Below are 23,465 nucleotides of genomic sequence, written 5' to 3'. Positions count from 1 at the left end.
CGCATGGTGAACTAACTTTGCTTGTCCAGGACGAGAGAAACCCTCCTCGTACGGGAGAGCGGTGGTTGCTGCCGGAGCTGTAGCGTCGAGTGTTACCGTGTGCCATTCGGAGGTGCGGATGGCCAAGCCGAGCCGGAGCCTGGATCGAGTGCAGAACGCGCTCGAAGAACACGGCCTGGAAGTCGAGCTGCAGAGCTTCCCCGACTCCACGCGGACGGCCGAGGACGCCGCCAGAGCGGTGGGTTGCGAAGTGGCGCAGATCGCCAAGTCGCTCGTGTTCCGCTCTGCTGGCAGCCTAGAACAGCTGTTGATCGTGGTCAGCGGCGCCAACAGAGTCGACCTCGGAAAGGTTGGCGAGCAACTGGGTGAGCGACTCGAGATGGCTGATGCGAAGTCGGTACGCGAACGGACCGGCTTCGCCGTGGGCGGAGTGCCACCACTGGGGCACGACGACTCGCTGAAGATCTACCTCGACCGCGACCTGCTCGGATTCGAACTGATCTGGGCTGCCGCCGGAAGACCCGACGCCGTATTCGCGGTCGCGCCTCAGGAGCTGCTGCGCGTGACCCGTGCCCAGGTGATCGACGTGAGGTAGGGGCTCCACTGGTGGTAGACAGCGCTCGAAGGTATACGGGTTCGTCCTCGTCGGGATGCACTCGTTGGGAAGAGGATTACTGCCGCAACTGTTGAGCGCCTGTGCCACCAGGGCAAACGTAATGGACTCGGATCGCTGCGACCGGCATCTGCGAGGCGCTTTCCAGAGGGCAGTAGCCGTCGCCCAGCGGTTGGGAGGGAACTATGCTCCATGCCCCGACCAGTGGAGTCCCGTCGAATACAGCCGTGGAGGAGGAAGGCGCCAGTCGCTGTTCGATGAGTGCGTGCCCGACGACCAGATCCCCAGGGACGGGCTCGCCGAACCCGGGATCCATGCTGCTGACACCGGAGACCACCGTGTGGTCGTCATGTTCCAGGGCCGAAACCAGAACCGGATCCCACGTGATACGTCCGCCGGCACACCCTGCTTCTGCGTAGAGAACAAGGTCTTCACCTCCTGTCGGTATCGACCGGACGCTAGCGGTGAACGCGTACGAATGCTCCGACTCGCCCCCGGGAGGCAGTCCGTGCGGCCCCTGGAGCTGGAATTCGACATCGCCATGGATCGCGACCTGCAGCTCTCCGCTCGGTTCCACGGGGAGACGTTCGAAACCAGGTGTGATCGCCGCCGGGTCCGAGGCTACGAGGAAGAGCTCGTGCTGGGCCGAGGTGCTCCAGGAGAGGAGGGTCGGACTTCCCGGGCAGAGTCGGGTGAGATCGGCCGACAGCCAGCCGGGCGGAAGTCCCGTCGGAGTGGTGGCGACACTGCTGGCGGTCGCTGCGACGATGAGAGGCAACCACCGGACTGGTTCCATCGCCGTTCGCCGGTGCCGCTCGGAAGGCGATCGCCAGCTCGTGAGGTAGAGGGCCACGAAGGCGGCGCTTCCGCCCACGAGGCACATCAGCAGGTCGGCGGGATCGAAAGTGCCGCTGAGCGGAGTTCGGCCGGGTGCGAGTCCTGGAGGGCCGAGCAGCTGAGCCGACTCCAGCAAGAGTGCGACCACTGTTGCGGAGAGTGCCGCGGCATAGGGCGCGAGTCCGGGACGTAGCAGCCGGGCCAGGAGCGCCAATCCGAAGGCATGGAGGGCAGAGGGAAGGACACCTGATAGAGGCAGCTCCAGCGTCGGCAGCGTCGGCACGATCATCGTCAAGGCGCCGATCAGCACCGTCTCGGGTCGATCGAGGGCATAGACGGCCAGCGCGGCCAGGAGAGCTGCGAAGGCCAGTAGGGAAGTCAGTAGGCGGTCAGGCGCCATGGTCGTCTCCCGGTGAACGGATGCGCGATCGGCTGTCGTTCCTCGATTCTAGTGCCGCGAGCCGTGATAGCGTCCACGCGTGATCGAACGCTACGCCACCCCCGAGATGACCAGCCTCTGGAGCGAGGCGAATCGTTACCGAACCTGGTTGGCGGTCGAACTGGCGGCCACCGAGGCGTGGGAGGAGTTGGGGGAGGTGCCCGCCGGAACCGCCGAGCGGATCAGGCAGAGGCTGGAGGACCACCCCCTGGACGAGGAGTTCGCCAGGCGCGTCGCCGAGATCGAGAAGACTACCCGGCACGACATCGTCGCCTTCACCCGCGCACTCACCGAGAGGGCTGGGGAAGAGGCGCGCTTCATCCACCTGGGCCTCACCTCTACCGACGTCGTGGACACCGCCCAGAACTTGCTGCTGCGCGATGCCATGAGCCTGGTAATCGCCGATGTCGAAGCACTCCGCGAGGTCGTGCGCGAGCGAGCCGTCGAACACAGGCACACCCCCGTCATCGGCCGGACCCACGGCATCCACGCCGAACCGATGACGTTCGGTCTCAAATTCCTCAACTTCTACGCCGCCCTCGGTCGCGACCTGCTACGGCTGGAAGCGGCACGCGACGGGGTCTCGGTGGCGATGGTATCGGGGTCGGTGGGCACCTACGCGCACGTACCCCCCAGCATCGAAGCGCATGTGTCGAAGGGCCTCGGCCTACAATCCGACGCCATCACCAACCAGACCGTGGCCCGGGACCGGCACGCGCAGCTGATGTCATCACTCGCCATCCTGGGCACCACGCTGGAACGCATCGCCGTGGAGATCCGCCACCTGCAGCGAACCGAAGTGCGTGAGGCTCAGGAGGGGTTCGCGCGGGGCCAGACCGGCTCGTCGAGCATGCCGCACAAGAAGAACCCGATCGCAACGGAGAACATCAGCGGGATCGCCCGACTTCTGCGCTCCAACCTGCAGGCGGCCCTCGAGAACGTCGTCCTGTGGCACGAGCGGGACATCTCCCACTCCTCGGTAGAACGGGTGATCCTTCCGGATTCGACCACCCTGGCCAGCTACGCTGCTCGCCGGACGACTCGGGTCGTGACGGACCTGGTCGTCTACCCCGAGGCGATGCGGCGCAACCTCGAGGCGCTCAACGGACTCGTCTACTCCCAACGGGTGCTTCACATGCTGGTGGAACACGGGATGATGCGCGAGCAGGCGTACGAGATCGTCCAGAGGAACAGCCTGCGCAGCTGGGAGGAGGGGACCCACCTCCGCGAGCTGTTGGCCCGAGACCCCGACAACCCGCTCAGCGCCCAGGAGCTCGCCGCCGCCTTCGATCCGGCCTGGTATCTACGGCACGTAGACGATATCTACGGTCGGTTCGGCCTCTAGCCGAGAAGCCGGGACCGGCGCCGCCCGGAGGCCCGCGACAGGTCCTCTGCCCGCCTTGCTATAGTCCGCTCGTGGAGAAGCCACCCGATCGGACGCGCCTCAAGTACGAGGGCAAGGCGAAGAAGGTCTGGGAGACGGCCGACCCGGAACTCTTCATCGTCGAGTACAAGGATGACGCCACCGCCTTCAATGCTCAGAAACGTGGCACGATCGCACGCAAAGGGATCATCAACAACGCCATCTCGTGCCGCTTGTTCGCGATGTTGGCCCAGCACGGCGTGCCGACTCACCTCGTCGGCAAGCTGAGCGAACGGGAGCAGCTGGTGCGGGCGGTCGAGATAGTCCCGGTCGAAGTGATCGTCAGGAACCGCACCGCCGGCTCGTTCGCGAAGCGCTACGGGGTCGACGAGGGGCTAGAACTCGATCCGACGGTTATCGAGTGGTGCTACAAATCGGACGAACTGGGCGACCCACCGATGAACGACGCAACCGCCGTCGCCCTAGGTTTCGCCAGTGAGGACGACCTTACGCGCATGTTCGAACTGGCGATCGAAGTGAACGAGGCGCTCGGCCACTTCTTGATGGACCGGGACCTCGACCTGGTCGATTTCAAGATGGAGTTCGGCCGCACACCCGACGGAGAGCTGGTGTTGGCCGACGAGATAAGCCCCGACACCTGTCGTCTCTGGGACGCTCGGACGGGCGAGAAGTTGGACAAGGACCGCTTCCGACGTGACCTCGGGCGTGTCGAAGAAGCCTACGAGGAAGTGCTGCGCCGGGTCGAAGGGGGCGGGGCGCACGAGGAGATCGATGCCTGAGTACCGTGCCGTCGTCGAAGTGATGCTCAAGCGGTCGATCCTCGACCCCCAAGGACGTACCGTCGAGACGACCCTCAAGCGGCTGGGCCACGACAACATCAGCGACCTGCGAGTGGGGAAGCGCATCGAGATGAAGCTGAGCGGCGAACGTGAGGCACTCGAGAAGCAGCTCGACGAGGTGGCGCGCAAGACGCTGGCCAATCCGGTGCTCGAGGACGTAACCTTCGAACTGATCGAGCTCGACAGCCAGTGAACCGGCGCAGGAGCGGCTCGTTCAAGGGGACGGGCGGCACCACCCTCCATACCCTCAGCTGGAACCCGGAAGGCGCGCCTCGAGCGCTCGTCGTCGTAGCTCACGGCTACGGCGAGCACGCGGGTCGCTACGATGAGCTGGCCATCGAGCTGAGCGGCCGCGGGATGGCGGTACGAGCGCTCGATTTCGCCGGCCACGGCAAGAGCGGTGGAAGGAAAGGGGAAGTCGGCGATCTGGGCCTGCTGGTCGATGATCTGGGCTCGTACGTCGAGAGCGTTCGGAAGGAGCTGCCGGAGTTGCGTTGTGGGCTGGTGGGACACAGCGTTGGGGGAGCGGTGTCGGCCCTGTTGCTGGAGCGTCGACCACGGCTGACAGACGCACTCGTGTTGAGCGCGCCCTACCTCCGTCACGGCGAACCCGTTTCGCCGGGTCGGTTGAGGATCGTCCGTGCGCTCGCGCGGTACTTCCCCCGCCTGGGAGTTGACAGGGTAGATGCCAGCAAGCTATCGCGGCTGCCCACCGAGATCGAGGCTTACCGCAACGATCCGCTGGTCTTCCACGGCAAGGCGTCGGCAGGCACCGTGCTCGAGCTCTTCCGGGGCTCCGCCGCCATCGAACATGCTGCCCGGCTGGAGGTGCCGTTGCTGCTGCTCCACGGCAGCGAGGACCGGATCGCGGACCCTGCGGCGAGCGGTGAACTGGCGAGGCGGGCAGGCTCCACCGACGTGACCTTCGAACTCGTCGCCGGCGGCATGCACGAACTCCTCAACGACCTGGAGCAGGAGCGCATCCGCGAGCGGATCGGGGACTGGTTGGAAGCGCGGCTGCTCGAGGATTGAACCGGCGGACGCGCCGATCGCGGGAGGCCCGCCCGGAAGTAGCCGGGCTCAGGCAGGTTCGAGCACGCGCAACACCAGGAACTTGAGGTAGCGACCCTCGGGGAAGTGTGCTGGCACCGGATGGTCGAGAGGTTGTCCCGCCTCGTGGACGATCTGAGCCCTCAGACCCGCTTCGGCAGCAGCCTCGGCGACTACCCGTCGGAACTCCTCGGGGGAAACCTGAGCGGTGCACGACGAGGTCGCCAGGAGTCCTCCCGGCTCGACCCTGGAGAACGCACCCCGATTCAGCTTGCGGTAGGCGCGCAAGGCGGCATGCCGGCTTCGCTTCGCGTGCGCCAGAGAAGGAGGGTCGCACACAACCAACCCGTACCGGTCGGTCGAGCCGCTCGCCAGGTACTCGAAGACGTCGGCCGTGACCGTCTCGTGGCGGGCTTGGTCGAAGCCGTTCAGTCGCACCGTCCGTCTGGCGTCCTCGAGCGCCGGTTCGGACATGTCGACCGAGACGACGGAGGTGGCGCCTCCGGCGAGGGCCGAGACGCTGAAGCCACCGTTGTAGGAGAAGAGGTTCAGGACGCTTCGTCCTCCCGCGAAACCTCGGACAGTAGCCCTGTTGTCGCGCTGGTCGAGGAAGAGTCCCGTTTTCTGCCCCTCGTACAGGTTCGCCAGTAGGCGAAGACCGTTCTCCTCGACCGTCAGCTCGGGCGGAGGCAGCTGACCGTAGAGGGGTTCCAGGCCGGCCGCGCTCCGCTCGCTCACACCGCGCAGGTCGATCGCCGAGGCCAGCGCCTTCACGATGGGGGAGAGGATGCTCCTGACCCCTGGCGAGTAGGCCTTGGCGACGGCGTAGCGGCCGTAGCGGTCGACCACGACTCCTGGCAGGCCGTCACCTTCGCCGTAGACGAGCCGGTAGGCGTCGGTGCCCGATCCGATCAGATCCGACCGCAGCTCGAGCGCCTCCTCGACGCGCTCGGCGAACCACCGCTTGTCGGGCAGGCCCTCGCTGCTGAAGATGCGCACGGCTATGGCGCCCTCCTCGTCGTAGAGGCCGTAGGCCGACGCCTTGCCGGCTTCCACCCTCAACCACTCGCCCGTCGTTGCGGAGTGGCGGGGAAGCGAGTCGCGGTAGACCCAGGGATGGCCCGAGGAAACCGCCTTCTCCAGGTCTTTGCCCAGATTGAGTGTCCTAAGCATCCGACCGGACGAGCGACGTCGGTCGCCGGGTCAGGCTCATCCCGGCTCCGCCTCCACCAACCGTCGCGCTTGCGCAAGTAGCTCGTCGAACATCTGTGCGGTGAGCCGGCCGGTGTTGGTGTTCTGGAAGCTCGGGTGGAAGCTGTCGAGGAGCGGCAGGCCGCCGACCTCCTCGAGCCGGTGCAGGCGGCCGTGGCCGAACGGGTAGTCGCGCTTGACCAACCGCGCGCCGTTCCCCTTGAGGTACTCCAGGTAACTGTCGTGACCGATGCTGCCCAGCGCGACCACGAGGCGGGCGTTACGGAGTCCCGCGAGGTCGTGCGCGAGCCAGCGGCGGCAGTTGACGAGCTCCTCCCGCAGCGGCTTGTTGCCCGGCGGTACGCAGCGGGCGGCCGAGGTGATCCAGACGTCCGAGAGGGCGAGTCCATCCTGGGACGAGACGGCTGTTGGCCTGTTGGCCAAGCCGGCACGGTGGAGGGCCGGGTAGAGGAAGTCGCCCGAGGCGTCTCCGGTGAACATCCTCCCCGTCCGGTTCGAGCCGTGAGCGCCGGGAGCGAGGCCCAGCAGCACGATCCGCGCTGAGGGGTCGCCGAAGCCGGGGACGGGTCGCCCCCAATACTCCTGGTCGCGGTAGGAGCGTCGTTTCTCGCGGGCGACCTGCTCGCGGTGCTCGACCAGTCGTGCGCAGGAGCGGCATTGGGCCAGGGCGGGCGGGAGGGGTTCGAAGCTCATCTGGCGGTCAGGGCCGTTCCGATCCGCTCCAGCACCCTGGTCAGGATCGCTCGCGAGGTGGCGAAGTTCAGCCGGGCGAACCCTTCGAGGTCGGGAGTGCCATCGCCGGGCCCGAAATCGCTGCCCGAGTTGAGCCCTACCTTCGCCTTCTCCAGCAGGAACCGGGCCGCGGGCTCACCGAGATCCGCTTCCCTGAAGTCGAGCCAGCCCAGGTAGGTTCCTTGCGGAGCGTGCAGCGACACGCCCGGAAGCTCGCGCTCCACGAACTCGATCAGGAACTGCCGGTTGCTGCGCAGGTAGTCGAGGGTCTGCCCGAGCCACTCGTCCCCCTCGCCGTAGGCGGCGATTGTCGCAGCCTGGGCGACTGCGTTCCCCGGTACCACCAGGCCGGTAGCCGCCATCCTTACCGTCTCCATCAGCTCCTGGTTGGTGCTGAAGGCGAAGCCGATCTTCAGGCCGGCGATGTTGAACGCCTTGGTGGGACCGTAGAGGGTCAACGTCCTCCGGGCGACCTGCTCGCCCAGCGACGCGAACGGTGTGAACCGCCCATCGAGGGTGAGGTCGGCGTGCAGTTCATCGGTAACCACCCAGAGCCGGTTGCGCAGCACGATGTCGCCGAGGCGCTCCAGCTCGGCTCGGCTGAACACCCGGCCGGTCGGGTTCTGGGGGTTGCACAGCATGAGCAGCCTGGTGGAGGGCGTGATCGAACGTTCGAGGCCGTCGAAGTCGAACTCCCAGCCGTTGCCGCCCAACCGCATAGGGTTGTAGACGGCCTTCCGTCCGCTGTTCGTGACCGCCGCCATGAAGGGCGGGTAGACCGGCGGCTGGATGACGACCCCCTCGCCGCGGCCGGCGAGAGTGCGAACCGCGAGGTAGAGCCCCGGGATTATGCCAGGCATCATCATCAGGTCGTCCGGCCCCACCTCGATTCCGAACCGGTTCGAGAGCCTGCCGCGGACGGCGTCGAAGAGTCCCGCGAGGCCCGCCTTGGGCGGGTAGCCGAGGTCCCCCGCGCGAGCGTATTCCGCGATGGCGCGACGGATCGGCTCCGCCGGTTGGAAGTCCATGTCCGCTACCCAGCAGGGGAGCACGTCTTCCGGGTAGTGACGCCACTTCACCGAGGGGCGTGAGCGAAGCATCTCCTCGCTGAGGGCATCGAAGGGATGAACCATGCCGGAGTCTACCAGGGGTCTAAGGCGCCTCCCACTGCCCGGCGACGGGAGGAGCGAAGGTAAACTCTGCCCGTGCAGGCCGAGATAAACATCCCCAACTGGGCGACCCACGTCGTTTCGGACAACACGGACATGGATCGCTCCCCGCACCCGGTCGACTCCAGCAGGGTGAAGAGCTTCCGTATCCGGCTACCCGATGACGTCTACTTCGAGTACGCCTTCATCGACGGTGAAGGACGGATGCGGGCCGACCCCGGCAACGACCTGCGGGCCGCGAACCCCTGGTACCCGGAGGTCAGCGCCATCGTAGGTCCTGAGTACCGGTCCAGCGAATATGCGGACCTGCCGGAAGAGATCGCTTCGGGCCGGTTGGACCGGCACCGGCTCGAAAGCGTTCGCCTCGGCGGCGTGCGGCGCATGACCGTCTACACCCCGCACGGCCACGAGGATGCCGGCATGCCCCTCGTGATCGTCCACGACGGCACTGCTTTCCTGCGTTTGGCTGGTCTGCCGAGGGTGCTCGAGGCGCTCCTGGCCCAAGGGAAGGCGCGGCCGGGCCGACTCGCCTTCGTGGAGCCGGCAGACCGGAGCGCGGAGTACGGGTTCAACGAGGAGTATAGAGCCTTCACTCTGGAGGAACTCCTCCCCTTCCTCGAGGCGAGGTACCCGATGCGAGGCGAGCCGCTGCTGATGGGAGCCTCGCTCGGGGGCCTCGTCAGCGCCACGATGGCCCTGCTCCACCCCGAACGGTTCTCCGGGCTGGCTACCTTCTCGGGCGCCTTCCTGGGCACTCCCGGGGATCGCGATTTCTACGGTTCGGATGAGTCGTGGGTGCTCGGGCAGTTGAAAGGCCGGAAGTCGTTGCCACTGCGCTGGTACAGCGAGGTGGGCACGATCGAGTGGCTTACCGACGTGAATCGCGAGGTGCACCGGGAGCTCGCCGGAAAGGCAGCCGATCACGAGTATCGCGAGAGGCATGCCGGCCACAACTGGACGAACTGGCGCAACGGCCTCGGCAACGCGCTGGAGTTCCTCCTGCGGCCGTAGCGCCGTCCGGGGATCGGTCGGCCTCCGGCTCGGCTATACTGTCGCGGACCGCGGCGTAGGGTGTGACCGACTATCCGGAACGCCCGACGCTGACCCGTGAAAATCGTTCGTCGCGACGGCCCTACTCGGGCAGGGCCGTCATGCGTTTCCGTGGAGGCACCGATGCTCTACCCGACCGGCAACCACACCCACACACCGATCTCCCAGTCGGGGGACAGCGCCAACTTCCGACTCATCTACATCTCCATCCTAGCCGCCGTCGTGGGCATCGCCGCCGGTTTCGTCGCCTACCTGCTCCTGCAGCTGATCGCGTTGATAACCAACCTGGTCTTCTTCCAGGAGTTCTCGTTCGTTCTGAGCCCGATAACCCTCGAGGAGGTGGGCGCCTGGGTGATCCTCATCCCGGCGCTCGGTGGTCTGGCCATAGGCCTCATGGCCCGCTACGGCACCCCGAAGATCGCCGGCCACGGCATCCCGGAGGCGATGGAGGCCGTCCTCACCAACCGTAGCCGTATAGATCCGAAGGTCGCCGTCTACAAGCCTGTCGCTACAGCGATCGCGATCGGCACCGGTGGACCGTTCGGGGCCGAGGGGCCGATCATCCAGACCGGCGGCGCCCTCGGTTCTCTCATCGGTCAGGTCATCAGGACCACGCCGGTCGAACGCAAGGTGCTGCTCGCCTGCGGCGCCGCGGCCGGCATGGCTGCTACCTTCAGCACCCCGATCGCAGGAGTGATCCTGGCGATCGAACTGCTGCTCTTCGAGTTCAAGTCGCGCTCGTTCATCCCCCTGGTCATCGCCTCGACGTTGGCCACCAGCGTTCACTTCGTGCTGCTGGGCCGGGGACCGTTGTTCGTCATGGCGCCAACCGAGTTCGGGGTGCCCGGCGCCCTGCCCTGGTACCTGTTGCTGGGCCTCCTCTGCGGCGGCGCCGCCATCGCTTTCACCAGACTCCTCTACCTGGTAGAGGACGCCTTCGAAAGGCTGCCCGTCAACCGCATCCTGCTGCCGGCCATCGGCGGCCTCGGGCTCGGTCTCATCGGCCTGCTCGACCCGCGGGTACTGGGCGTGGGGTACGAGACCATCACCGCGATCCTCAACGATCAACTGGTGCTTGCTGGCCTGCTCGGGATAATGGTCCTCAAGTCGCTGGCGCTCCTGGTGTCGCTCGGTTCCGGTACCTCCGGCGGCCTGCTGGCGCCCATGTTCATGGCCAGCGCCGCGATGGGCGCCCTTTTCGCCCACCTCGGCAACGCCCTCGTACCGACCGCCGACCTCTCGCCTGGCGCCTTCGCGCTCGCAGCCATGGGCGCCGTCTTCGGCGCCGCCTCTCGGGCCGCCTTCACCTTCATCCTCTTCGCGTTCGAGATCACCCGTGACTACAACGCGATCCTGCCGCTGATGGTGGTTGGCGTCATCGCCGACCTGATAGCCGTGCGTTTCTTGGGCACCACGATCATGACCGAGAAGCTCAAGCGCCGCGGCCTCAAGGTGCAGGGCGACTACGAGGCCGACGTGCTCCAGCGCCTCACCGTCGCCCAGGTGATGGACCCCGATCCCGCGACCATCCCGGCCGACATGCCGATGGAGGAGTTCGTGAGGCGCCTCCGCGAGAACGATCCGGTGCTCATACGCCACCACGGTCTGCCCATCCTTGACGAGCGGGGCGACCTCGTAGGGATGATCACCCGCAGCGACCTGCTCCGTTCGGCGGAACGACCCGAGCCGCACGAGACCGTACTCGATGCCGGGAACGAAGACCTCATCGTCGCCTACCCTGACGAGAGCCTGCACGAGGCGAGCGTGAAGATGCTGCACTACGACGTCGGCCGCCTGCCGGTGGTGGAGCGGGGCAACCCCCGCAAGCTGGTCGGCTACCTGGGCCGAAGCGGCCTGCTCGTGGCCCGCCGGCGGCTCCTGGAGGAGGAAGCCTCGGCCGAGGCCGGATGGCTGAGCCGATCCAGGAGACAGCAGTAGCGGGGCGCCCGAGGAAGCGGCGCCAGCGCCCGATGCGCGACGGAACCGTGCGCTAGACTGGACTCATGGCAGGTTCGAGCCAAGTCGACGAGGCCACAGACCGGCAGTACAGGATCGAGAAGGACACCCTGGGTGAGGTGAAGGTCGCGGCGGACCGCTATTGGGGGGCACAAACCCAGCGGTCGCTCGAGAACTTCCGGATCGGCGGGCAGAGGATGCCGATCGAGGTCATCAGAGCCTTCGCCGTCCTCAAGAAGGCTGCGGCGGCCGTAAACGCTGACCTGACCGACTTCCCGCGTGAGAAGGCGGAGCTGATCGGCCGGGTTTGCGACGAGATCCTCGCCGGAGAGCTCGATGAGCACTTCCCGCTGGTCGTTTGGCAGACCGGCTCGGGCACCCAGTCGAACATGAACGTCAACGAGGTGATCGCCAATCGGGCCATAGAGATCTCCGGCGGCCAGCTGGGCTCGAAGACGCCGGTCCACCCGAACGACGACGTCAACAAGTCGCAATCGTCGAACGACACCTTCCCCACGGCGATGCACATCGCCGGATACGAGGCGCTGGTCGAACATGTCCTCCCCAGCGCCCGTGCCCTGCACGAGGTACTCGAGCGCAAGGCGCAGGAGTTCGCGGCTGTCGTGAAGATCGGCCGCACGCATCTGATGGACGCCACCCCGCTCACCCTGGGGCAGGAGTTCTCCGGCTACGCCGCGCAGGTAGGCAACAGTATCGAGGCCATCGAGAACGCCCTGCCGCACCTGGCCGAGCTCGCCCTGGGCGGCACGGCAGTGGGCACCGGGCTCAATACTCCGAAGGGCTTCGCCGAACGGGTGGCCGCGAAGATCGCCGAGTACACCGGCCATCCGTTCGTCACCGCGCCCAACAAGTTCGAAGCGCTTTCGGCCCACGACGCGGTGGTGGAGGCGTCGGGCGCCCTCAAGAGGCTCGCTGTCGCGCTCTTCGCCATCGGCAACAACATCCGTCTGCTCGGATCGGGTCCCCGCTGCGGCATCGGCGAGTTGCGCCTGCCCGAGAACGAGCCGGGCTCGTCGATAATGCCGGGCAAGGTGAACCCGACTCAGGCCGAAGCCTTGACTATGGTCTGCGCTCAGGTCATCGGCAACGACACGGCCGTGTCGGTGGCGGGAACGCATGGTCACCTGCAACTGAACGTCTTCAAGCCGGTGATGATCCAGAACCTGCTCCACTCCGCGCGGCTGCTCTCCGACGCGATGACCTCGTTCCGCGAGAAGTGCGTCGTAGGCATCGAAGCCAACGAGGGGCGGATACGGTCGCACCTCGACAACTCTCTGATGCTGGTGACGGCCCTGAACACCCACATCGGCTACTACAAGGCGGCTGAGATCGCCCAGAGTGCCCACCGCAACGGAACGACCTTGCGGCAGGCCGCGATCGACCTCGGTTACCTGACAGGTGAGGAGTTCGATCGCCTGGTGGTGCCCGAAGATATGGTTGGCTGAAGCTACCGAACGCTATCGGGGAATTTGGTGCCCCGACCGTGTGCAGAATTGGTCCTTCGCTCCACAATGGCTCACTCGACCCTCTCGCTGGGAGAAGGCAACGGAGTCACGAAGGGAGCAAGGGATGAAGACGCTCTACTCGATCTCGCTCGCCCTGATAATCATCGGGGCCATCAACTGGGGGCTCGTCGGCCTCTTCCAATTCGATCTGGTCGCCGCGATCTTCGGAGGCCAGGACTCGGCGGGCGCCCGCATCATCTACACCCTGGTGGGGATAGCTGGACTCATCTGCCTGGGCCTATTCGGCAGGCTGGGTGACGAGGAGAGGGTTACCACTACCTAGTTGCGCTCGTCGATCACCTCGGCGTCTTCGGGCAGGTAGGTCACGTCCTCGGCCGAAAGACCCTGGTCACGCTCGAACTCCTCGACGAACAGTTCGGCGAGAACGCGGTCTTCGGGAGCTACCAACGTGACCGACGCCGGTATCCAACTCTCTTCCGGTACGTTGACGAAGGCGTGGTCTATGGCCGCGCCTTCAGAATTGTTGTCCATCCGCAGCCGATAGACACCGCCTTCGTAACTCTCCAGGCTCGCTTCCCAGCCGGCGAACAGGGCGTCGAGGTCGAGAGTGAACTCGAAGCCCTCGTCTTCGCCCGCCTGCCCCGTTAGCAGCCCGCCCAGGGCGTCAGGATCGTTGGCATCGAACAGCGTCACCTGATTGGTCAGGAACAGGTAGTTCTTGACCGTATCGTCCTCGAAGACGATCACGTTGTCGGCCAGCGCGTCCGGCTGATAGAAGGTAGCCCTGGCCACCTCCTCGCCGGGGATCACCTCTATGGCGACCTCGAGGTTGATCGTGGTTCCATCCGGATCGATCAGCTCTCCCGTCAGGAGGAAGCTGGCGTCTTCGAGCGACTCCGCCTGGGCCGTTACCCGTTCCAGCACTTCATCGGCCGAGAGGGGCTGAGCGAGGACCGTTCCGGTGACGAGCAGAGCCAGCATCATCGCCAGCTTGGGCACGCTTCTGTTGCGGATCTTCATTCGAACTCCTTAAATCTGACAGCTGGCCGGTTGCCGGCCTCTCTGTAACCTACCTTGACGGAAACGCCGGCCACGGTGTGACCAGAGTAGATGAAGAAGCTTTAAGTATGGGCACACGCACGGGAAGGCCCAGGTGCTAGTCTCCATCCGTGCACTGCTACGTAACAGCACGCGCGATCGGCACGGGCACGACCACCTCGGATCATGAGGGAGCGTTGCCCGCCGCAGGCACCACCGCCTCGCACAGGTTCCCGAAAGGAGAGGGTGCATGAAAAGGCTATTCGCTCTTCTGCTCCTGACACTGGTTTGGGCCGCTCCCGCCTGGGCTCAATCCCAGGATGGAGTCGTCTTCAGCCCGCAATCGATCGTCATCAATCCCCGCCCCGGCTTCGACGTCGACGTCTTCCTCGACAAGGGTGGCGGCGAAGGCATCCCTACCTACCGAGTGGGCGAGGAGATCAGCATCGGTGTCCGGGTGAGCGAGGACGCCTACGTCTACCTCTTCGACGTCAGGCCGAACGGAGAGATCACCCAGCTTCTCCCCAACCGGTTCGACCGAGCGGGACAGGACAACTACCTGCAGGCGGGCGAAACCCGCTACTTCCCGGCGCGCAACGCTCGCTACGTCTTCAACGCGGCTCCGCCTCGCGGGCTCGACAAGGTGATCGCGGTAGCTTCGCGGACCCAGCTCGACACCAGGCAGCTGGCGACCTTCCAGGAGGAGGGAGGCTTCGCTACCTCGAACCTGGGCGAGGAGGGATTCGCCCGTAACCTCTCCATCGTGGTGCGTCCCATCGAACAGCAGAACTGGGTGACCGACACCGCCCTGCTCTACGTCGGGGACCGTCCGGAGCAAGCAGCCTTCGGCACCCTCTCCGTTCGCTCCAGCCCATCCGACGCGGCTGTATACGTCGACGGCCAGTTCGTCGGATACACCCCGGTCAGCTACGGCACCCGCCCCGGGCGTCACGACGTGCGCGTCGAACGCCAGGGTTACGAGACCTTCTCTCAATCGGTCAACCTGCGTCCGGGCAGTACCACTACGGTCGACGCCACCCTGCAGCCGGTGCGGCGCACCGGCCAGGTCAGCTTCGACAGCAACCCGCGCCGGGCCGAGGTCTACGTCGACGGACGCTATGTAGGGACCACCCCCACCGGCACCATCGAGCTCGAAGCCGGGAGCTACGAGGCGCGCTTCAGCCTCCCCGGCTACCAGGACACGTTCGTCCGCTTCGATGTACGCGCGGGCGGCAGCCAGACGGTGAGCACCCAACTCGTCGGCCTGCACGGTTCCTTGGAGATCGTCGCCAACGTGGGCGGCGCCCAGGTCTTCCTCGATGGGCGCTACGTGGGCAACATCGCCAACGGCAGCGGGCTCCTGACTATCCCCGACCTCCTCCCAGGGTCGTATCAGCTCACGGTAGTCGCGCCCGGCTACCGCACCTATGTCAGCGACGTGAACATCCGTGCGGGCGAAAGCAGCTTCGTGCGGGTGAGGCAAGAGCAGCAATAACCTTCCCTCCTCCCCCAGGAACGCCGCGCTGGCTCGCTCGCCAGGCGGCGTTCCGCCTTCTGGCCGAGGCAGCCTCCTGCTGCTGGGGTAGAATGCCCCATCGACATGCAGGAGAGTGGGAAGGTAGTCGCAGTGGTGCTCGCGGGCGGGGACCCGAACGATGCGCTCGCCAAGGCTGCGAAAGTGCCCTCCAAGTCGCTGGTGCCGCTCAACGGCAGGCCCATGGCCGCCTTCGTGCTGTCGGCCCTTCGTGCCTCCCGGTCGGTCTGCGACATGGTCGTGGTGGGCCCTCCTTGCGACGCCCCCGACTTCGACGGCGTACGGCTGATACCCCCCGGAAGCGGCTTCGGACACTCCCTGGCACTGGGGCTCGGAGCCGCCCAGTCGCTCGCAGCTGGCTCGACCATGTTGGTCGTAACGGCCGACGTTCCCTGGCTAACCGGCGACGCCATCGACAGATTCGTCGCGCGGGCGGGTGACGCCGACCTGGCCTACCCGATCGTCAGCGCGGAGGATTCGCTGGCGGCCTTCCCGACCCATGAGCGCACTTTCGTGAAGGTGAAGCAGGGTCGCTTCACCGGAGGCAACCTTATGCTCCTGAGACCGACACTGACCGCTCCGCTCCTCCGCTTCATGGACCGGGTCTATCTTGCCCGTAAGAACCCGTTCGCTCTGGCTCGGTTGGTGGGTCCGCGGACGCTCCTTGCTCTCCTGGCCGGCAGGGCCGATGTGAATCGCCTGGAGCAGATCGTGACTGGGCGCCTGGGCGGGAAGGTACGGGCGGTGATCAGCGAGGACGCTTCGCTCGCGGCCGACGTCGACCGCCTCGAACACCTCGGCGTCCCGATGAACCCGGTGGTTCGTCCGTGAGACGCCCCGGCCAGCTGCGTCTTGCGGCCCTCCTAGGCGCACTCGCGGCGATCGTCTTCGCCCTCCTCCTGTCGTTCCTCCTCTACCTGCTGCTGGGGCGGCGGGGCAGCCTCGCTTTCCACGATTTCGATGTCGCGGGCGTAGCAGAGGGACTCCTCTTCGTCATCGCCTTCACGAGCGCGCTCCGCTATCTCCGGTCGGCCCTGCGGATGCCCAGCCCCACACTGCTCTCGTTCGGTCTCGTCGCCCCGCCAACCGCCAGGCAGGTGGCCGCACAGGTCCCACGCGTGGAGTCGGCGCAGAACATCCAGACGCTGGCCGAGAACAGGATCGTGGTGGTCGAGGAGCGGGGCGTGCCGATAGGGGTTACGGGGCTCACCAGGGAGCGGATCACCTCGTGGGAGGAGCTGGTGAAGGTGGACGGCAGGGCTGCCGTCACCGACCTGCGGCGGGTGTTGGCACATGAGAAGCTCGTAGTCGTCATGGAGGACGGTAAGGTTGCCGGGGTCGTGACGCAGGAGATGTACCTGGGCGGACTGTGGGGCGCCGTGCGCTGACGGTGCCGGGCGACTATCTGACTGGTGCCGGCCTGGCGAATACCATCGACGAGGTAGGCCCCAGCCGGGCGGCCATCGCGGGGCCCACCATCTGCACCCGCCCGTGAGCGATCCGCAGGCCGCCCTCCTCCATCGAAGCCCTGAGGGTAGCGAGCGCTTCCGGATCAGAGCCCGCATGAGAGATCGCGATGTGGAGACTCTGCTGACCGAAGCGCTGACGCAGAGCAGCCGCCAGGCCGGCCCCGACCTTGCCTACTCGTGCCCAGCCGACCTGGCGAACTCGACCCGGTTCCATCTCCACCAGCCGCCGGTGGCCCGAGGCGAGATGGCGCTTCTCGCGCAGGCTCCTCAACCAGTCGAGCTCTCCGCCCCAGCCCCCGTTGCTCGGACTCAGTACCCCGTACACCTCCTCGCGCAGTCGGCTCACCATCCGGAAGACGTCAACGGCGCCCGCCCCCGCGCGCACGAGCTCGGCGGCCTCGAGGACGAACTCGGCCAGGCCGGGCCCGGCGAAGCCGGAATCGATGAAGGTGATCTGTCCTTCGACGCCCAGACGACGCGCAGCCCGTCGGGCCTGTTCGAGCGTTCCTGAGAACGCTGCCGAGAGGTGGATGGAGACGACACGGTCGTACCGCTGCAACTGGCGCCGGTAGACGTGCATGAAGTCTTCGGGTTCGGGGGGGTAGACGGTGGCAAGCACGCCCTGATCGAGCATCCAATCGTAGAGTGTCGCCGGGTCTATGTCGCGCCAGTCGAGATAGATTTCGTCACCTATGTGCAGCCTCAGCGGGACCGCCTCGACCCTCAATCGACCGAGGGTGGCCGCCGGCAGGTCACAAGTCGAGTCGGTGACGATGCCGAGGGACATGATATGAGTCTACGACGAGCATGAACATCGGCGTTCTCCTCCACAGCGGCGCCGGCGGCAGCGGAGTGGTCGCCACCGAACTGGGCATAGCCCTGGCCCGGCACGGGCATCAGGTGCACTTCGTCGCCGATCGCCTGCCATTCCGGCTGGTCGATACCGACTGCCCGGGTGTCTACTTCCACGAGGTCGAGACCCTCAGCTACCCCCTCTTCTCGGCCCCGCTCACTACCCTCTCCGAGGCGTCGAAGCTGGTGGAGGTCATCGAAGAGACAGGGATCGACCTGGTTCACGCCCACTACGCCGTGCCGCACGCAACAGCCGCGCTACTGGGCCGCGACATGGCTCGTCATCAGCCCAAACCAGCGCTGGTCACGACCCTGCACGGCACCGACGTGACCCTGGTAGGCCTGCAACCCGCTTACCTGCGTACCACCCAGTTCTCCGTCGAAGGCTCCGACGTGGTGACCGCGGTGAGCAGCTACCTCGCCGGAGCGACGAGAGAGCAGTTGGGCATCGCTCGTGAGATAAGGGTCATACCGAACCCGGTGGACACGCAGCGGTTCCGGCCCAGGGAAGACCCCGAGATGCGTCGCCGCTACGCGGCCGACGACGAGAAGCTGTTGATGCACGTCTCCAACTTCCGCCCGGTGAAACGGGTGCAGAACGTGCTGCGAGTCTTCGCCCAGGTTGCCGGCCGCATGCCTGCGCGCCTCCTGATGATAGGAGACGGCCCCGACCGGCCCGTCGCACTCCAGCTCGCCCGCGACCTGTCCGTAGCAGACCGCGTCACCTTCCTCGGATCGTTCCCGCGGGTCGAGAAGCTGCTGGCGTTGGCCGACCTGTTCCTGTTGCCCAGCAGCAGGGAGTCTTTCGGTCTCGCTGCGCTCGAGGCGATGTCATCGGGCGTGCCCGTGGTCGGCAGCGCTTCCGGGGGCTTGCCCGAGGTGGTCGAGGATGGCCGCAGTGGCTGCCTCAGGGCAGAGGAAGACGTCGCGGGGATGGCGGAGTGCGCGCTCCGGATACTGGCCGACCCGGTCGTTCACCGGAGCTTCCGCGAGGCTGCTCGGGCCCGAGCGGTGGACGAGTTCGCGGAGGAGCTCATCGTGCCGCAATACCTGGCTGCCTACGAGCAGGCGCTGGCAGCGAGGCGGAGGTAGCCTCGCCGGCAGCCGTGGCACGGGCCGGGCAGGTGTCAGTTCGGCGGGCTCGCCAGGGGCAGGTAAGGCTGCGCGTCCACTTCCCACCCTGGCGCCACCGGCCCACGCTCGAGGCGGGCCTCGGCGGCGAGCGCGATCATCGCCCCGTTGTCGGTGGCGAGTGATGGTGGGGGCAGGTGAACCCGCAGACCGCTCGCCGCCAGCTCGCTTCGCAGCAGTTCGTTGGCGGCCACGCCCCCGGCTACGACGAGGGTGTTACGGCCGCTCACATTGGCCGCCCGCAGCGCCGTGCTCACCAGGCTCTCGACCACCGTCCTCTGGAAGGAGGCGGCGACGTCGGCAAGGTCAGCACCTGGTTGCCGTTCCAGCAGCGTCGCCACGGCCGTCTTGAGTCCGCTGAACGAGAAATCGAACCCTTCCTGCCGTTGCATCGGGGGCGTGAACGGGTGGGCGCGATCGTTCCCTCGGGCCGCCAGGCGCGCCAGTTCGGGCCCGCCGGGGTAGGGGAGGCCGAGGAGCCGAGCCGTCTTGTCGAACGCCTCGCCGGCGGCATCGTCGCGCGTTCGGCCGAGTTCGGTGTACTCGCCCCAACTGGGGACGTCGAAGAGGCTGGTGTGACCGCCGGAGGCGACCAGGCAGATGAAGGGCGGTTCGACCGATCCCCCCGCTGCTGCCGCCGCGATGTGCCCTTCGAGGTGATGAACCGGGATGAACGGCAGATCCAAGCCCCAGGCCAGCGAGCGACCGAAGTTGAGTCCCACCAGCAGCGCCCCGACCAGTCCGGGGCCGAAGGTAGCAGCTACGCCCTCCAGGTCGATGAGGCCCACGCCCGCCTGAGCGAGGGCGCGTTTCAGCACACCGTCGATCACGCTCAGGTGCTCGCGGCTGGCCGTCTCCGGCACCACCCCGCCGAAGTTCTCGTGCAGCGCGGCCTGGGAAGCGACCACGTTGGCCAGGACCTCCCCGTCTCTCACCAGACCGATTCCGGTGTCGTCGCAGGAGGTGTCGATTCCGAGGATCAGCGGCATGCAACGAGGCTATCACCGGCCGGGTGAAGAGTCCTTGCTCGACGAACCTCGCGCCGATACCTCCGGTCCGCTCCCCATAGACTTGGTCAGTGACCCTGCTGTCCGAGTACCACAGGCTCGAGCGGCTGCAACTGCCGCAGGGCGCCATCTGCACCAAGCCGGGCGTGCGCGGTTACCCCGGTCCGCCTCCGCAGGAGCGGGTCTTCCGGCGCGCCTTGGCGGGGGTCGGCGGGCCGTTGGTTGACTGCACCGGCAGCGCTGGAGCGGTGGGCCTGCTGGCCGCGACGAACCCCGGCGTCGAGATCGCCGAGTCCTCGATGGCCGCCCTACTTTGCGCCAGGGAGGCCGTGGGCCCCGTCGCCGGAGTCCGCGCAGCACTACCCTGGGACCTCGGCGGCGGGAGCGCCGACCTCATCGCGCTGGCGCCGCCGGCCGATCGAGGCAACGCCCGCGTTCTTGCCGAGATGCTGGCCGCACGCGACGCGCTACGGCCGGGCGGCACCCTCTATCTGGCACTCCACAAGGACCAGGGGGCCAAGCGGTTCGAGAAACGACTGGGGGAACTCTTCGGGCACGCCGAGGTGGTCGAGCGCGATCGAGGCTGGCGGTTGAGCGTGGCGAGGGAGCCACTGGAGGGCGACAGTAGCGACCCGTGGCTGGAGTTCGAGGCTGCGGGCCTCCCGCTCCGGGCCCGGCCGGGGGTACATGCTGCGGGACGGCTCGACCCCGGCACCGGGGTCCTGGCAGCCGTGATCCCGTGGAGCGACCTGGCTGGGCGTCGCGTCCTCGATCTCGGCTGCGGCTACGGCGTGCTGGCCCTGCTCGCAGCCCGCAGAGGCGCGGCCGTTACGGCAGTCGACGACGACCTCGCTGCGTTGCAGAGTGTGCGGCGCAACGCTGCCGACTTGGGCCTCGAACTGGACAGCCGCCACTCCGACATCGATAGCGAGATCAGGGTGGAGAGCTTCGACGTCATCCTCTGCAATCCGCCTTTCCATGTTGGCCGGGGGGTACGCCTCGACGTGCCACGCGCCTTCATAGCCGCCGCCGGCAGGCTGCTCGAGCCGGGTGGCGAACTGTGGCTCGTGGCCAACAGGGACCTGCCTTACGAGCGGGAGATCGCCGCCTGGTCCGAGCCCGAAACGGTGGTCGCCGAGCGAGGATTCAAGGTGCTTCGCGCCAAGCGGCCCCCGACGAGGAGATGAGCGGTCGTCAGCGTCCCGTGACCAGCGGCCGCCCTACTACCTCGTACCCGCCGGTGGCCCGCAGTTCCAGTACCCGGCCGCCCTCGCCGGCGTAACGCTCCAGCGCCGGGCGAACCGCAACCAGCGCTTCGTCGGCCACCACGCTCCCGACCGTCGGTCCTGAGCCCGACAGGTAGACGGCGTAGGCTCCGGCCGCGAAGGCGGACTCGAGGCACTCCTCGAATCCGGCGAGTAGCGGGGCCCGGTAAGGCTGGTGGAGCAGGTCGAGACTCGCGGTGCGGAGAAGTTCCGGTTCGTTGCTGGCCACGGCGAGGGTCCACAAGGCGGCCCGGCTGGCGGTGCGCACGACCGCGTCACGCGGGTAGCTGAGGGGCAGCAGCCGCCGCGCCTCCTCCGTGTACACCTGGAAGTCGGGAACGGCGAAAAGCAGATGCCATTCTGGCGGGATGGTCAGGGAACGGGTCAGGTAGTTGCCGTTCGAGCCCAGCGCCGACACGGTGAAGTTGCCGTAGACCGCGGGTCCCACGTTATCCGGATGGCCCTCGATGGCCACCGTCACTTCGAAGATGCCGTCACGGCCCAGAGGCCCGCCCAGGAGCTGGTCGGCGGCCGCCGCGCCAGCCACCAGGGCCGCGGATGAAGAGCCCAGTCCCCGGGCGAGAGGGATCGGGTTGTCTGCTTCGAGGGTGACCGGGAACGGTTCGCGTCCGGCCGCCCGGCAGGCGGCAGCGAAGCCTCGGTGGAGCAGGTTGTCGGGCGTGGCTGCGACCTCACCCTCGCCCCGGTAGACGAACCGGTTCCGCTCCGACGGGTACGCCGTCACCTCGAGGTGCACCCCCACGGCCAGGCCGAGGCTGTCGAAACCGGGGCCCAGATTGGCGCTGGTCGCGGGAACCCGCAACCTGATCGGGGAGGAGGTCATGGCGGGAAGCCTATCACGGGCCAGGCGGCGTACCGGAGAGCGTCCGCATGGCCAAAGGTACCCTGGCGACCAGGTCGCTGGCGATCATGCCTATGCCCAACTGCTCGCCCGCCAGCCGGCCGGCCAGTCCATGAACGACAACCCCGGCTTCCACTCGCGGCACCGGATCCTCTGCCCCGGGAGCCGCCAGGAAGGCGCCCAGCACGCCGGCCAGCACGTCCCCGGTCCCTCCGCTGGCCATCCCCTCATGCCCTTCGGTCGAGACCGCCACCGTTCCTGGCGAGGCAACTACCGTCCCGACCCCCTTCAGTACGCAGATGGAGTTCCACTCTTCGGCGATGCGGCGGGCCGCCGCCAACGGCTCGCGAGTGATATCGCCGGCGCTGCAACCCAACAGTTTCGAGGCTTCCCCGGCGTGAGGGGTGAGGACGCAGGAGCCGTGTTCCCGCACGGCCTGGCGGAGCGCCGGGTCAGGCTCGAGCGCCCCCGCATCCAGCACCCACGGGACCGGGCGCGCGGCCAGCAACCTGGGCAGGTAGGGGAGTGCTCGGCGGTCGAGGCCGGGGCCGGCGACTATCGCGCCGGCCCGTCGTTCGGCTACCGCTTCGAGTCGTTCTGCGGGGTCTTCGTTCCAGGAGAGTTGGGCGAAGACGATCTCGGGCCAGCTGGAGGCGAGCCGCGCTTCTGCCGCCAGGGTCACCAGACCGGCCCCCGCTCGGTAGGCGCCGCGGCAGGTGAGCTCGGCGGCCCCTAGGTACTGGGCTGAACCGGCCAGGACCAGGACCGTGCCGACCTCGTACTTGTGAGCCTCCCTCGCTCGCCGGGGTATCCCGCGGCCGACCTCGGGGCCCAACAGCCGAGTGGTCGAGACCTCCTCGAGGATCCGCTTCGGTATGCCGATGTCTGCCAGCTCCATCTCCCCGTAGGCAGAGCGGGCAGGCTCGAAGGCGCTCGATAACTTGGCGCCGGCGAGTTGCACCGTCCGGTTCGCGCGGATATGCGATCCGGGCGGGTGGGGTGAGTCGGAGGAGACGCCGCTGGGGATGTCGACCGCGAGCAGCGGCAGGCCGGAGCGGTTGACGAGATCGACGAGGCGGGCCACGTCGCCGGCCAGAGGTCTGCTGAGGCCGCTCCCGAAGAGAGCGTCGATCACCAGGTCGGAGCGCTCGAGAGCCGCGCCCAGTGAACCGGCGTCGAGTTCGGTTGGTGAGAGCTTCCCGGCGAGCGAGTCACGGGCCTCCTGGGCGTCCCCTCGCCGTTCTCCCGGCAGCTCCAACAGTTCCACTCCAGCGCCCGCCTCCAGCAGGTATCTCGCGGCAACGTACCCGTCACCGCCGTTGTTCCCCGTGCCGCAGAGGATCAGCACCCGCCTTGCTGCCGGGAAGTTGTGCAGGGCCGACCTCGCGACCGCCCCTCCGGCTGCCTCCATCAGTACGCGGGTAGGCACGCCGGCCTCCTCCGCGAGTTCGTCGGCACGCCTCATCTCTTCGCCGAGGAAGAGCATCATGCAAGGAGTTTAGCTTCACCCGGTCCGGTACCGCCGCACCGTCTATCGCC

Annotated in this window: 23 protein-coding genes; 14 read left to right on the top strand and 9 right to left on the bottom strand. The window is 67.1% G+C overall.

Annotated elements, in window-relative coordinates; all coding sequences use genetic code 11:
* The first annotated feature begins 118 nt into the window (after positions 1 to 118).
* Positions 119 to 595, top strand: a complete 477-nt coding sequence (locus tag VF168_08415; GenBank protein ID HEX7004198.1) for a YbaK/EbsC family protein — start codon at positions 119 to 121, stop codon at positions 593 to 595.
* Positions 596 to 671: 76 nt separating this feature from the next.
* Here the strand turns inward: VF168_08415 and VF168_08410 are convergent, their stop codons facing one another.
* Complete coding sequence (locus VF168_08410) at positions 672 to 1,850, bottom strand: hypothetical protein (protein HEX7004197.1); 1,179 nt, start codon at positions 1,848 to 1,850, stop codon at positions 672 to 674.
* Positions 1,851 to 1,929: 79 nt separating this feature from the next.
* Here VF168_08410 and purB point away from each other — a divergent pair, with 79 nt between their 5' ends.
* From purB to VF168_08390, 4 genes are all read left to right on the top strand, one after another.
* Positions 1,930 to 3,234 (top strand): adenylosuccinate lyase, encoded by a 1,305-nt coding sequence (gene purB, locus VF168_08405; protein ID HEX7004196.1) that lies wholly within the window; start codon positions 1,930 to 1,932, stop codon positions 3,232 to 3,234.
* A gap of 71 nt (positions 3,235 to 3,305) precedes the next feature.
* The gene (gene purC, locus VF168_08400) at positions 3,306 to 4,052 is read left to right on the top strand and encodes a phosphoribosylaminoimidazolesuccinocarboxamide synthase (GenBank protein ID HEX7004195.1); all 747 of its coding nucleotides are present in this window, start codon (positions 3,306 to 3,308) and stop codon (positions 4,050 to 4,052) included.
* The gene (gene purS / locus VF168_08395) at positions 4,045 to 4,305 is read left to right on the top strand and encodes a phosphoribosylformylglycinamidine synthase subunit PurS (GenBank protein ID HEX7004194.1); all 261 of its coding nucleotides are present in this window, start codon (positions 4,045 to 4,047) and stop codon (positions 4,303 to 4,305) included. The genes purC and purS overlap by 8 nt, the downstream gene beginning before the upstream one ends.
* The gene (locus VF168_08390) at positions 4,302 to 5,144 is read left to right on the top strand and encodes an alpha/beta hydrolase (GenBank protein HEX7004193.1); all 843 of its coding nucleotides are present in this window, start codon (positions 4,302 to 4,304) and stop codon (positions 5,142 to 5,144) included. The genes purS and VF168_08390 overlap by 4 nt, the downstream gene beginning before the upstream one ends.
* Positions 5,145 to 5,192: 48 nt before the next feature.
* Here the strand turns inward: VF168_08390 and VF168_08385 are convergent, their stop codons facing one another.
* The 3 genes from VF168_08385 to VF168_08375 are packed head-to-tail and all read right to left on the bottom strand — an operon-like array spanning position 5,193 to position 8,239.
* Entirely contained in the window at positions 5,193 to 6,335 is a 1,143-nt protein-coding gene (locus VF168_08385) for a class I SAM-dependent rRNA methyltransferase (GenBank protein ID HEX7004192.1), read from the bottom strand.
* Between the two features lie 36 nt (positions 6,336 to 6,371).
* On the bottom strand, positions 6,372 to 7,067 hold the full coding sequence (locus tag VF168_08380) for a uracil-DNA glycosylase (GenBank protein ID HEX7004191.1): 696 nt from the start codon (positions 7,065 to 7,067) through the stop codon (positions 6,372 to 6,374).
* Positions 7,064 to 8,239, bottom strand: a complete 1,176-nt coding sequence (locus VF168_08375) for a PatB family C-S lyase (GenBank protein ID HEX7004190.1) — start codon at positions 8,237 to 8,239, stop codon at positions 7,064 to 7,066. Before VF168_08375 ends, VF168_08380 begins: the two co-directional genes overlap by 4 nt.
* A 72-nt stretch (positions 8,240 to 8,311) precedes the next feature.
* On the opposite strand from VF168_08375, the gene VF168_08370 reads away from it, so the two are divergent.
* The 4 genes from VF168_08370 (at position 8,312) to VF168_08355 (ending at position 13,090) form a co-directional block, all read left to right on the top strand.
* Positions 8,312 to 9,286 (top strand): alpha/beta hydrolase-fold protein, encoded by a 975-nt coding sequence (locus VF168_08370; GenBank protein ID HEX7004189.1) that lies wholly within the window; start codon positions 8,312 to 8,314, stop codon positions 9,284 to 9,286.
* A 162-nt stretch (positions 9,287 to 9,448) separates the two neighbouring features.
* Positions 9,449 to 11,263, top strand: coding sequence for a chloride channel protein (locus VF168_08365; protein HEX7004188.1), 1,815 nt, complete (start codon positions 9,449 to 9,451; stop codon positions 11,261 to 11,263).
* Between the two features lie 65 nt (positions 11,264 to 11,328).
* A complete protein-coding gene (gene fumC, locus VF168_08360) occupies positions 11,329 to 12,747 on the top strand; it encodes a class II fumarate hydratase (protein ID HEX7004187.1) in 1,419 nt (472 codons plus the stop codon).
* A gap of 124 nt (positions 12,748 to 12,871) precedes the next feature.
* Entirely contained in the window at positions 12,872 to 13,090 is a 219-nt protein-coding gene (locus VF168_08355; protein ID HEX7004186.1) for a DUF378 domain-containing protein, read from the top strand.
* Here the strand turns inward: VF168_08355 and VF168_08350 are convergent.
* Positions 13,087 to 13,788: a hypothetical protein gene (locus tag VF168_08350; GenBank protein HEX7004185.1), complete on the bottom strand. Its 702-nt coding sequence runs from the start codon at positions 13,786 to 13,788 to the stop codon at positions 13,087 to 13,089. The genes VF168_08355 and VF168_08350 overlap by 4 nt on opposite strands.
* A gap of 268 nt (positions 13,789 to 14,056) precedes the next feature.
* Here VF168_08350 and VF168_08345 point away from each other — a divergent pair, with 268 nt between their 5' ends.
* From VF168_08345 to VF168_08335, 3 genes are all read left to right on the top strand, one after another.
* Positions 14,057 to 15,301 (top strand): PEGA domain-containing protein, encoded by a 1,245-nt coding sequence (locus VF168_08345; GenBank protein ID HEX7004184.1) that lies wholly within the window; start codon positions 14,057 to 14,059, stop codon positions 15,299 to 15,301.
* A 105-nt stretch (positions 15,302 to 15,406) separates the two neighbouring features.
* Positions 15,407 to 16,171, top strand: a complete 765-nt coding sequence (locus tag VF168_08340) for a nucleotidyltransferase family protein (GenBank protein HEX7004183.1) — start codon at positions 15,407 to 15,409, stop codon at positions 16,169 to 16,171.
* Positions 16,168 to 16,728 carry a hypothetical protein gene (locus VF168_08335; GenBank protein ID HEX7004182.1) on the top strand — a complete coding sequence of 187 codons (561 nt, stop codon included), beginning with the start codon at positions 16,168 to 16,170 and terminating at the stop codon, positions 16,726 to 16,728. Before VF168_08340 ends, VF168_08335 begins: the two co-directional genes overlap by 4 nt.
* A gap of 13 nt (positions 16,729 to 16,741) precedes the next feature.
* Here the strand turns inward: VF168_08335 and VF168_08330 are convergent, their stop codons facing one another.
* Positions 16,742 to 17,596 carry a DegV family protein gene (locus VF168_08330; protein ID HEX7004181.1) on the bottom strand — a complete coding sequence of 285 codons (855 nt, stop codon included), beginning with the start codon at positions 17,594 to 17,596 and terminating at the stop codon, positions 16,742 to 16,744.
* A gap of 20 nt (positions 17,597 to 17,616) precedes the next feature.
* Between VF168_08330 and bshA the strand changes: the two genes are divergently transcribed.
* Positions 17,617 to 18,753: an N-acetyl-alpha-D-glucosaminyl L-malate synthase BshA gene (gene bshA / locus VF168_08325; protein ID HEX7004180.1), complete on the top strand. Its 1,137-nt coding sequence runs from the start codon at positions 17,617 to 17,619 to the stop codon at positions 18,751 to 18,753.
* Positions 18,754 to 18,788: 35 nt separating this feature from the next.
* On the opposite strand, the gene tsaD is transcribed toward bshA, so the two are convergent.
* A complete protein-coding gene (tsaD, locus tag VF168_08320; GenBank protein ID HEX7004179.1) occupies positions 18,789 to 19,781 on the bottom strand; it encodes a tRNA (adenosine(37)-N6)-threonylcarbamoyltransferase complex transferase subunit TsaD in 993 nt (330 codons plus the stop codon).
* Positions 19,782 to 19,870: 89 nt separating this feature from the next.
* On the opposite strand from tsaD, the gene VF168_08315 reads away from it, so the two are divergent.
* Entirely contained in the window at positions 19,871 to 20,986 is a 1,116-nt protein-coding gene (locus tag VF168_08315) for a methyltransferase (protein HEX7004178.1), read from the top strand.
* A 7-nt stretch (positions 20,987 to 20,993) separates the two neighbouring features.
* On the opposite strand, the gene thrB is transcribed toward VF168_08315, so the two are convergent.
* Both thrB and VF168_08305 read right to left on the bottom strand, forming a co-directional pair.
* The gene (gene thrB, locus VF168_08310; protein ID HEX7004177.1) at positions 20,994 to 21,908 is read right to left on the bottom strand and encodes a homoserine kinase; all 915 of its coding nucleotides are present in this window, start codon (positions 21,906 to 21,908) and stop codon (positions 20,994 to 20,996) included.
* A 13-nt stretch (positions 21,909 to 21,921) separates the two neighbouring features.
* Complete coding sequence (locus tag VF168_08305; protein HEX7004176.1) at positions 21,922 to 23,415, bottom strand: NAD(P)H-hydrate dehydratase; 1,494 nt, start codon at positions 23,413 to 23,415, stop codon at positions 21,922 to 21,924.
* Between the last annotated feature and the right edge of the window lie 50 nt (positions 23,416 to 23,465).

It is taken from the genome of Trueperaceae bacterium, assembly GCA_036381595.1.
Classification (GTDB): domain Bacteria; phylum Deinococcota; class Deinococci; order Deinococcales; family Trueperaceae; genus DASVCN01.
The sequence above is the reverse complement of the archived record's forward strand: the minus strand, read 5'-3'. Positions and strand labels throughout refer to the sequence as shown.

Coding starts and splice junctions, on each gene's coding strand:
- VF168_08345 (HEX7004184.1), top strand. CDS start 14,057: ATGAAAAGGCTATTCGCTCTTCTGCTCCTGACACTGGTTTGGGCCGCT.
- purS (HEX7004194.1), top strand. CDS start 4,045: ATGCCTGAGTACCGTGCCGTCGTCGAAGTGATGCTCAAGCGGTCGATC.
- VF168_08330 (HEX7004181.1), bottom strand. CDS start 17,596: ATGTCCCTCGGCATCGTCACCGACTCGACTTGTGACCTGCCGGCGGCC.
- VF168_08305 (HEX7004176.1), bottom strand. CDS start 23,415: ATGATGCTCTTCCTCGGCGAAGAGATGAGGCGTGCCGACGAACTCGCG.
- VF168_08380 (HEX7004191.1), bottom strand. CDS start 7,067: ATGAGCTTCGAACCCCTCCCGCCCGCCCTGGCCCAATGCCGCTCCTGC.
- VF168_08340 (HEX7004183.1), top strand. CDS start 15,407: ATGCAGGAGAGTGGGAAGGTAGTCGCAGTGGTGCTCGCGGGCGGGGAC.
- VF168_08355 (HEX7004186.1), top strand. CDS start 12,872: ATGAAGACGCTCTACTCGATCTCGCTCGCCCTGATAATCATCGGGGCC.
- tsaD (HEX7004179.1), bottom strand. CDS start 19,781: ATGCCGCTGATCCTCGGAATCGACACCTCCTGCGACGACACCGGAATC.
- VF168_08350 (HEX7004185.1), bottom strand. CDS start 13,788: ATGAAGATCCGCAACAGAAGCGTGCCCAAGCTGGCGATGATGCTGGCT.
- VF168_08415 (HEX7004198.1), top strand. CDS start 119: ATGGCCAAGCCGAGCCGGAGCCTGGATCGAGTGCAGAACGCGCTCGAA.
- VF168_08375 (HEX7004190.1), bottom strand. CDS start 8,239: ATGGTTCATCCCTTCGATGCCCTCAGCGAGGAGATGCTTCGCTCACGC.
- bshA (HEX7004180.1), top strand. CDS start 17,617: ATGAACATCGGCGTTCTCCTCCACAGCGGCGCCGGCGGCAGCGGAGTG.
- VF168_08385 (HEX7004192.1), bottom strand. CDS start 6,335: ATGCTTAGGACACTCAATCTGGGCAAAGACCTGGAGAAGGCGGTTTCC.
- VF168_08365 (HEX7004188.1), top strand. CDS start 9,449: ATGCTCTACCCGACCGGCAACCACACCCACACACCGATCTCCCAGTCG.
- VF168_08410 (HEX7004197.1), bottom strand. CDS start 1,850: ATGGCGCCTGACCGCCTACTGACTTCCCTACTGGCCTTCGCAGCTCTC.
- thrB (HEX7004177.1), bottom strand. CDS start 21,908: ATGACCTCCTCCCCGATCAGGTTGCGGGTTCCCGCGACCAGCGCCAAT.
- fumC (HEX7004187.1), top strand. CDS start 11,329: ATGGCAGGTTCGAGCCAAGTCGACGAGGCCACAGACCGGCAGTACAGG.